At 73.4% G+C, this 9,415-nt stretch carries 7 protein-coding genes; all 7 read left to right on the top strand.

Going from position 1 to position 9,415, the window contains the following annotated elements:
• Positions 1-343 (top strand): phosphopantetheine-binding protein (locus N5079_RS23460; RefSeq protein ID WP_261586142.1); only part of this gene is annotated, 343 nt, incomplete at its 5' end.
• Entirely contained in the window at positions 340-5,214 is a 4,875-nt protein-coding gene (locus tag N5079_RS23455; RefSeq protein WP_261586141.1) for a non-ribosomal peptide synthetase, read from the top strand. The genes N5079_RS23460 and N5079_RS23455, both read left to right, overlap by 4 nt.
• Positions 5,211-6,212 (top strand): NAD-dependent dehydratase, encoded by a 1,002-nt coding sequence (locus tag N5079_RS23450; RefSeq protein WP_261586140.1) that lies wholly within the window; start codon positions 5,211-5,213, stop codon positions 6,210-6,212. Before N5079_RS23455 ends, N5079_RS23450 begins: the two co-directional genes overlap by 4 nt.
• On the top strand, positions 6,209-7,354 hold the full coding sequence (locus N5079_RS23445) for a Gfo/Idh/MocA family oxidoreductase (RefSeq protein ID WP_261586139.1): 1,146 nt from the start codon (positions 6,209-6,211) through the stop codon (positions 7,352-7,354). Before N5079_RS23450 ends, N5079_RS23445 begins: the two co-directional genes overlap by 4 nt.
• Complete coding sequence (locus N5079_RS23440) at positions 7,351-8,091, top strand: thioesterase II family protein (RefSeq protein ID WP_261586138.1); 741 nt, start codon at positions 7,351-7,353, stop codon at positions 8,089-8,091. Before N5079_RS23445 ends, N5079_RS23440 begins: the two co-directional genes overlap by 4 nt.
• Positions 8,088-8,897, top strand: coding sequence for an FAD binding domain-containing protein (locus tag N5079_RS23435; protein WP_261586137.1), 810 nt, complete (start codon positions 8,088-8,090; stop codon positions 8,895-8,897). The genes N5079_RS23440 and N5079_RS23435 overlap by 4 nt, the downstream gene beginning before the upstream one ends.
• Positions 8,894-9,412, top strand: a complete 519-nt coding sequence (locus N5079_RS23430) for a (2Fe-2S)-binding protein (protein ID WP_261586136.1) — start codon at positions 8,894-8,896, stop codon at positions 9,410-9,412. Before N5079_RS23435 ends, N5079_RS23430 begins: the two co-directional genes overlap by 4 nt.
• Positions 9,413-9,415 lie beyond the last annotated feature (3 nt).

Raw genomic sequence — 9,415 nt, 5'->3', positions numbered from 1 at the left:
CAAGATCGACCGGGATGCGACGGCCCGGCTCTGCGCCGTGTCCGAACCCGTCGACGAACCACCCAGGCCGGGGCTCGAAACCGGGCTCGCGGCCGTGTGGGCCGAACTGCTGGGATGCCCGCCGCCCGGGCGCGGGCAGAGCTTCTTCGCCCTCGGCGGCGACAGCCTGCTCGCCACCCGGCTGGTCGCCGTCGTGCGCGACCGGTTCGGGGCCGACGTGCCGCTGCGGGACCTGCTGGCCCGGCCGACCGTCGCGGACCTGGCCGTGGCCGTGGGGGCGCGACTTGATCCTGACCTGGACCACATGGACTTCTGGGCGGACTTCGAGGAGGGTGAACTGTGACTGCCCGTGGTGGTGCGAGGCTGGTCGAAGAACTGCGGGCGCTCGGAGTGCGGCTGTGGGAGGAAGACGGCAGACTGCGCTTCCGCGCCCCCCGTGGCGTACTCACGGAGAGCAGAAAGGCCGCCCTCTCCGAGCACAAGGACGAGGTGCTCGCGCTGCTGGGTGAGGCGCGCGGGCCCGTCGCGGTCCACCAGGCGGAGCGGCGTCACGAACCGTTCCCGGTGACCGACGTGCAGGCCGCCTACCTGCTCGGGCGTGGCGAGGCGTTCTCGTACGGCGGGGTCGGTTGCCACGGTTACGGCGAGCTGGCCTTCCCGGGCGGCACGCTCGACGCCGGCCGGCTGCAGACGGCGTGGAACGACCTGATCGCGCGGCACGACATGCTCCGCGCGGTCATCGAACCGGGTGGGGCCCAGAGGGTGCTGCCCGAGGTGCCCGAGTACGTCATCGAGGTCGCCGAGCGCCCGGCCGTCTTCACCCGGGGCGAGCTGGACCACATGGTCTACCGCACCGACGCCTGGCCGCTGTTCTCGTTGAAGGTGAGCCGCGAGCCCGACCGCAGTGTCCTGCACTTGTCCATAGATTTCCTCATCTGTGACTTCGTCAGCATCCAGGTGCTGCTCGACGAGCTGGCCGCGCGCTACGAGCGGCCGGACGAGCCGCTGCCGCCGCTGGAGATCACCTTCCGCGACTACCTGGAAGCCGAACGCCGCACCCACACCGGCTCCCGCTACGAACGCGACCGTGACTACTGGCTCGACCGGATCGACGACCTGCCCCCGGCCCCGGAACTGCCGATCCTGCCCCCCGCGCCGGGAGCGGCGAGGTTCGCCAGGCACGAGCTCACGCTGTCCGCGGACGAGTGGTCCGGCCTGCGCGAACGCGCCGCCCGGCACGGGATCACCCCGTCGGGCGCGGTGCTCGCCGCGTACACGGAGATCATCGGGCTGTGGAGCGCCAAGCCGCGGTTCACGGTCGACATCACGCTGCTCAACCGGGCGCCCGTCCACCCGCAGGCGGACCTGCTGGTCGGCGACTTCACCTCGGTCAGCCTGCTCGCGGTCGACCAGGACGCGGACGCGCCCTTCCACGACCGGGCCAAGGAACTGCAGGCCACGCTCTGGGCCGACCTGGACCACCGGCTCTACTCCGGCGTCGAGGTCCTGCGGGAGCTGACCCGCCGCCGCGGCGGCGCGGCGGCGCTCATGCCCGTCGTCTTCACCAGTGCCATCGGCCTGCGTGGCGAGAGCACCCAGCGGGCCTTCCCCGATCCCGGGTACGGCATCAGCCAGACCCCCCAGGTCTGGATCGACTGCCAGAACATCGAACGCGGCGCGACCCTCGTCAGCAACTGGGACGTCCGCGAGGGCGTGCTGCCCGAAGGCGTCGCCGAAGCCATGTTCGCCGCGTACGAGGAACTGTTACGCGCCCTGGCCACCGGCGACGACCGCTGGCTCGAGGCCGCGCCCGCCCGGCTCCCACAGGAGCAACTGCGTCGCCGCGCGGCCGTCAACGCCACGGGCGGGCCCCTGCCCGAAGGCCTGTTGCACGACGGCGTGCTCGCTCAGGCCCTCCGCACCCCCGGCGCTCCCGCCGTCATCGCCGACGGCCGGACCCTGACCTTCGCCGAGCTGACCGCCCGCGCCGCGGCCGTCGCCGCCACCCTGCGCGACGAGCACGCCTGCCGGCCGGGCGACCTGGTCGCGGTGGTGGCCGACAAGGGCTGGCAGCAGGTGGTGGCGGTCTTCGGAGCCCTGATGGCGGGCTGCTCCTACGTCCCCGTGGACACCTCCCAGCCGCGGGCGCGCCGGGACGGCATCATCACCGCCGCCGGAATCCGGGTCGCACTCACGCAACGCGACCTCGCGTACGACGAGTGGCCCTGCACGCCCGTCGCCGTCGACGACCTGACGTCCGGGGAGGCTCCCGCGGCCGAGGTGACGCCTGACGCGCTCGCCTACGTGATCCACACGTCCGGATCCACCGGCATCCCCAAGGGCGTGATGATCACCCATCGGGCCGCGCTCAACACGGTCCGCGACATCGACGCCCGGTTCGCGGTGGGGCCAGGCGACCGGGTGCTCGGGCTGGCCGGCCTCGGGTTCGACCTGTCGGTCTACGACCTGTTCGGGCCGCTGGCGGCCGGAGGCTGCCTGGTCCTGCCCTCTCCCGACCGGCGCGGCGACCCGGCGCACTGGGCCGAGCTGATCGCCGAGCACGGCGTGACGTTGTGGAACTCGGTCCCCGCGCAACTGCAGATGCTGCACGACTACCTCCGGGCCACCCCGTCCGTCACCCTGCCGACCCTGCGCGTGGCGCTGCTGAGCGGCGACTGGATCCCCGTGCCGCTGCCCGACCAGATCAGGCGGCGGGTTCCCGGGCTGGCCGTGGTCAGCCTCGGCGGCGCGACGGAGGCCGCCATCTGGTCGATCATCTATCCGATCGACGAGGTCGATCCCTCGTGGCGGTCCATCCCCTACGGTGTGCCACTCACCAACCAGACCTTCCACGTGCTGGACCGGCGGATGCGGCCGTGCCCCGACTGGGTGCCCGGTGAGCTCTACATCGGTGGGGCCGGCGTGGCCGAGGGCTACCTGAACGATCCCGAGCGGACCGCCGCGCGCTTCGTGACCCAGGCGGGCGAGCGGCTCTACCGGACCGGTGATCTCGGCCGTTACCTGCCCGACGGGGTCATCGAGTTCCTCGGCCGCGAGGACTTCCAGGTGAAGATCCGCGGCCACCGGATCGAGCTGGGCGAAATCGAAGCGGCCCTGGCCGCCCATCCCGATGTGGCCGGATGCGCGGTGGTCGTCGACGGCACGCCGCCCCTCGACCGCAGGCTGACCGCTTTCGCCGAGCCCGCGCGCCGCCGGCCGCCGCCGCTGCCCGCGATCAGCGCGGACGCCGCCGAGCTGCGCGCGGCCGTCGAACAGCCGGATTACCTCGACTATCTGCGCGTCCTCGACCAGGTGGCGCTCGGCGTGATGCTCGACGCGTTCCGCGCGGCCGGGCTGTTCGAGGGCGGGCGCCACGGGATGGACGAGATCTACGCCGCGACCGGGGTGCTGCCCAGGCACCGGCGGCTGGTCCGCCGCTTCCTGAACGCGCTGGTCGAGGAGGGCGTGCTGACCGAGCTGGACGGCGCGTACGAACTGGTCAAAGCGCCCGACCGGTCATGGCCCGATATCGAAGGCGATCGGGCACTGCTCGACTACTTCCGCACGGCGGGCGAACACCTGCCCGCGCTGCTGCGCGGCGCCGAAAATCCGGCGGCGCTGCTGTTCCCCGAGGGCCGCCTCGAGATCACCGACACTCTGTACGCCGGAACGCTGTTCAACCAGTGGGCCGGTCGCACCGCCGGGCAGATCGTGGCGCAGCTCGCCGCCGGGCAGCCGGAACCGGTCCGCGTCCTGGAGGTAGGCGCGGGCGCGGGCGGCCTGACGGCCGAGGTGCTGGCCGCACTGGACGACATCTCGGAAGGCACGCCCGCGTTCGCCGACTACCTCTACACCGACCTGTCGCCGTTCTTCCTCGGCGAGGCGCGCCGCCGGTTCGCCGGACGAGACGACATCCGGTACGCGGCGTTCGACCTGGACGAGGACATCCGCACGCAGGGACTGACCCCCGGCTGCGCCGACGTGATCGTCGCCGGGGACGTGCTGCACGCGACCCGGGACGTCGCGGCCACCCTCGGCCGGCTGCGCGAGCTGCTCGCGCCCGGCGGCTGGCTGGTGTTCGTCGAGATGACCCGTGACCACCACCAGATCATGGCCTCGCTCGAAGTGCTCGTCCGCCTCGACGAGGAGACCGGCGACTTCCTCGACCAGCGTCGCGGAACTGATCGGACGTTCCTCAGCGCGGCGGAATGGGCGTCCATGGTGTCCGGCGCGGGCGGCGAGCCGGCCGCGTGCCTGCCCACGGGGGATGGCCCGCTGGCGGAGATCGGCATCCGCGTCTTCGCCGCCAGGTTCAAGGCCGACAGGGCCAGGCTCGACCCGGTCCACCTGCACGACCATCTCGCCGAGCGGCTCCCCGAATACATGCTGCCGCGCCTGCAGATCGTTGATTCGCTCCCGTACGGCAGCACCGGCAAGATCGACCGGGCCGCGCTGCAGGCGTGGCTCACGCCCGCGGTGGAGCAGGCGGCCGCCGCCGGAGGTGAGGAGCCCCGCACCGACCTCGAACGCCGCGTCGCCGCCATCTGGTCCGAGGTCCTCGGCGCCCCCGGCGTGGCCCGCGACCAGGACTTCTTCACCCTCGGCGGCGACTCCCTGCTGGCCGCGCGACTGATCGGCCGGGTGATCGAGGAGATCCCCGAGGCCGCCCGGGCGTACTTCGACGAACTCCTTCGCCACATCCTGGAGCACCCGACGGTCGCCGCCCTCGCCACCCACCTGACCAGCCACGCCACGACCTCCACCACGACCTCCACCGCGGGCGCCGCCGAGGAGAACGCGGTCCTCACCCCGCTCGGCGGCACCGGCCCGGGGCGCTACCTCGTCGTCGGCGCCACGGACGAGGTCCTGGAGGTCCTGCGCGACCTGGGCACGGCCTGGCGCGTCACGACCGAAGGCGACGCCGACCGCCTGCTCGCCGACGCCGTGGCCGCGACCCCCGGAGACGCCCCTGTGAGGGTGGTGGGCTGCGGGGCGGGCGCGCCGCTGGCGCTCGAACTGGCCAGGCACCTGTCCGAGGCCGGACACGACGTGGCCGGGCTGACCCTGGTCGAGCCCGAGATGGGAGCGGCCAAGCCGGACCTGTACGCCGGAGACGTCACGCTCGTGGGAGCCCCGCTGGCCTGGTGGAGCGATGTGTGCCTCGGCGAACTGCGGATCCACGGCGCCGACGACCTGTGGGAGGCCCTGCGATGATCGCCGTCATCGGCGGCCACGGCCAGGTCGGCGCCCACGCCGTCGCCCAGCTCCGCACCTGGGGGGCGGGACCCCTACGCGTCGGCGGCCGCACCGCGCCGGACCGTGTGGACGCACTCGACCCCGCCGGCCTGGCGGCCTTCTGCGCCGGCGCGACGACCGTGCTCAACTGCGCGGGGCCCGCCGCCGTGATCGGCTCCCGCGTCGCCCGGGCGGCGCACGCGGCCGGAGCCCGCTACGTGGACGCGTCGGGAGACGACGCCCTGCACGCGGAGCTGAGCCGGCTCGCCGGGCCGTGGACGGCGGTCGTTTCGGCCGGGATGATGCCGGGGCTGAGCGGGCTGCTGCCGCACGTTCTGCTCTCGGGCTTTCCCGAGGCCGAAACCTTGACGGCCCACGTCGGAGGGCGCGACACGATCACGGAGGTCGCGGCGGTCGACTACCTCGGCGCCGACGCGTACGGCGAGGCCATGGCGGCGTGGCGGGGCGACCGGCGGGTGCCGGGAGCGTTGCGCACGCGACAGGCCGTTCAGGTGCCGTTCTATCCGGAGCCGATCACCGCTGTGCCGTACCTCAGCACCGAGACGGAACGCGTGGCCAGGCGGCATGGGCTGCGGGAGGTCGAGTGGTACTCGGCGTACGCGGGGAACCGCGTGCTCGCCGCGCTCTACGGGCGGGCGTCGGCGGACGAGTTGCGTGCGGCGGCGGAGCTGGACGCCTTCGGGCATGAGCGCTACCAGCTGCTGGTCCTCACCGCGAGCAGTGACGACGAGTCCAGGTCGCTCGTCCTGCGCGGGACCGGTGCGAGCGCACTCACAGGGACGGCGGCGGCCCTCGCGACCTGGGCCGTGGAACAGGGTGACGTGCCGCCCGGGGTGTGGCATCTCGCGGAGATTCCGCACGGTCCATCCCAGATCCTGGACCGTCTGGCAGGCTGCGCCGCCGTCGTGGCCTGTGACCTGCATGTCGACGCCGGTGTCGAGGAGGGCGTGCTGTGAGTGGTCGGCCGAGGGTCGTCGTGGCGGGGACCAAGTTCGGGCAGGTGTACCTGCAGTCGTTCCGGCGGCCGGGGTTCCCGTTCGAGCTGGGGGGAATCCTCGCGCAGGGCAGCGCGCGGTCGAGGGCCTGCGCCGAGCACTACGGCGTGCCGCTGTTCACCCACGTCGACGACGTCCCGCCGGACGTCCGGCTCGCGTGCGTGGTGATCAGGGGCGGACTGCTCGGCGGGGCGGGCGCCGAGGTCGCCCGGGCGTTGATGGAGCGCGGGATCCACGTGTTGCAGGAGCACCCGCTGCACCACGACGAACTGGCCGAGTGCCTGCGCACGGCGGCGCGGGAAGGCGTCGTCTACCATCTGAACTCGTTCTACGTGCACACCCCGCCGGTCCGGCGCTTCATGGCGGCCGCGGCCGAACTGCTCAGCCGGCAGCGGCCGCGGTACGTGGACGCCGCGTGCGGGTTCCAGGTGGCGTACGCGATGCTCGACATCATCGGCCAGACCCTCGGCGGGGTCCGCCCGTGGGGGCTGGCCGAGCCCGCGCCGCCGTCGCCTGAGCTGGCGAGGCTCGCCCGCACGGGGGCGCCGTTCCGGGCGCTGGACGGGGTGATCGCGGGGGTGCCCGTGACGTTCCGGGTGCAGAACCAGCTCGACCCGGCCGACCCCGACAACCTCGCGCACCTGCTGCATCGGATCACGCTGGGCACCGAAGGGGGGCACCTCACGCTCGTGGGCACCCACGGGCCGGTCACGTGGAGTCCCCGCCCGGACTTCCCGCAGCAGGTCCAGGACTCCAGCACGGGAACCGTCCACTTCGCCGAACCGGACGACGCCGTCGCCGACCATCTCGACGTGCCGAGCGTGTTGCCGCTCGGCGATCCGGTCGCGGCGAGCCATCGGCGGATCTTCGACACCGTGTGGCCGCAAGGCGTCGAGCACGCGCTGACCGAGCTGCGCGACGCGGCCCGCGCGGGGGAACCGCCCGCCCGCCGTGGTCAGTACCACCTCACCCTTTGCCGGATATGGCAGGACATGACCAGCAAACTCGGCCCACCCGAGCTCCTCCACGGCGAGACCGCCACCCCCCTCGCACCCGACGACGTCGCCGCCCTCGCCAAGGCCGCGGGGGAGGGGGGCGCGTGAACGACTGGCTCCGGGCCTACGCGCCCCGTCACGCGCCGCGCGTCCGCCTCGTGTGCTTCCCGCACGCCGGCGGCAACGCGAGCTTCTACCACTCCTGGCACGCCCACCTGCCGGAACACGTGGAACTCCACGCCGTGCAGTACCCGGGCCGCCATGACCGGGTCTCCGAGCCGCTAATCCGGCGGATGGACGAGATGGCCGACCGAGCCGCGAAGGCGATCGCGCCGCTGGCCCGGCGCGGGCCTGTCGTCCTGTTCGGGCACAGCCTCGGCGCGTCGGTCGCGCACGAGGTGGCGCGACGGCTCGCCGTGCGCCCGGCCGCGCTGGTCGTGTCGGGGCGGCCCGCGCCCGACCGGCTGCGCGACACCGCCGTCCACCTGGCCGATGACGACACACTGTGGGCCGAGATGGGACGGCTCGGCGGCACCGAGCAGGAGGCGCTCGACCATCCGGTGCTCCGCGAGCTGACTCTGCCGATCCTGCGCGCCGACTACGAGGTGGCCGAGACCTACCAGCCGCCCGCCCGGGAGCGGCTCCCCGCGCCGATCATGGCGTTCATCGGGGATCGCGACGTCGAGGTGAGCGAGGACGAGGCGCGGTCCTGGTCCGAATACACGCGGGGCGGGTTCCGGCTGGCCGTGTTCCCCGGCGGGCACTTCTACCTGGTCCCCCGCGAACGGGACGTGGTCGCCGCGCTCGTCCGGACATGCGCGCCATGGGGAGGCGACGGCCCGTGATCCCCGCCGCGTTCGGCTACCGGCGCGCCGGCGACCTCGCCGACGCCCTCATCAGGCTTGGTCAGGGCGGGGTGACCGTGCTGGCGGGAGGCCAGTCGCTGCTGCCCGCCCTGAAGGCGCGCACCGCCCGCGCCGAGACCCTGCTCGACATCGGGCACCTCACGGAGCTGTCCCACATCACCGACAACGGCTCGCACCTCGCCATCGGCGCGACCACCAGGCACTGCGACCTGGCGGCCAGCGACCTATTGCGGGAACGGCTACCGTCGCTGGCCGGAGCCGCGGCGCTGATCGCCGATCCGCAGATCCGGCACATGGGGACGATCGGCGGGTCGCTCGCGCACGCGGATCCGGCCGCCGACCTCATCCTGGCCGGAATCGCGCTGGACGCGAGCGTCGTGCTGGCCCGCCGGGACGGCGTCCGGGTCATCGCCCTGCGCGACTTCGTCCTCGGGGCGGGCCGTACCGCGATCGAACCGGGCGAGCTGATCACCGAGGTGCGGGTCGCACCGGACACCGGGCCGTGGAGTCACCGGAAGTTCCACCGCGACGCGCTCGAATGGGCGGTCGTCGCGGTCGCCGTCTCCTCCGGGCGCGTCGCGATCAGCGGCCTGGCGCCGGTCCCCGTGCGCGCGCCCGGCGTGGAGGCGGCCCTCAAGCGAGGCGCGGGAGCGGCCGAGGCCGCCGCGCTCGCCGACGCGGGCACCGACCCCCCGACCGACCGCACGGCCGGCGCCGACTACCGCCGCCACCTGGCCCGCGTCCTGACCCGCCGCGCGCTCATCGAGATCGGAGTCGCCCCGTGACCGAATCCGGCAGCCGAGAAGACGTCGAGATCAAGCTCTCCGTGAACGGGCGGCCGGTCGCCGCCGCCGTCGAGCCGCGCACCACCCTCGCCGGGCTGCTGCGGGACGAGCTCGGGCTGACCGGAACGAACATCGGGTGCGACACCACCTCCTGCGGCGCGTGCACGGTCCTGCTCGACGGACGGGCCGTCAAGTCCTGCACCGTGGTCGGCGCGCAGGCCCACGGGCGGTCCGTCGTCACGATCGAGGGGCTGGCGGACGGCGACCGGCTCCACCCGGTCCAGCGGGCCTTCCACGAGCACCACGCGGTGCAGTGCGGCTTCTGCACACCCGGCATGGTGCTGGCCGCCGTGTCGCTCCTCGGCTCCGCGCCCGGCCCGCTCACCGAACAGGACGTACGGCTCGCGCTCAAAGGCAACCTGTGCCGCTGCACCGGCTACCACAACATCATCCAGGCCGTCCTGGCCGTGGCGAACACCCAGGCCGTTCCGGCCGTATCGAACGGAGATGAGTGACGG

The organism is Planotetraspora sp. A-T 1434 (genome assembly GCF_025420585.1).
Lineage (GTDB): Bacteria > Actinomycetota > Actinomycetes > Streptosporangiales > Streptosporangiaceae > JAOEGB01.
Note: the sequence above shows the minus strand (reverse complement) of the source record. Positions and strands in the feature narration are given on the sequence as shown.

Excerpts from the sequence above, each read along its gene's own strand:
- N5079_RS23450 (WP_261586140.1), top strand. The coding sequence starts at position 5,211 with ATGATCGCCGTCATCGGCGGCCACGGCCAGGTCGGCGCCCACGCCGTC.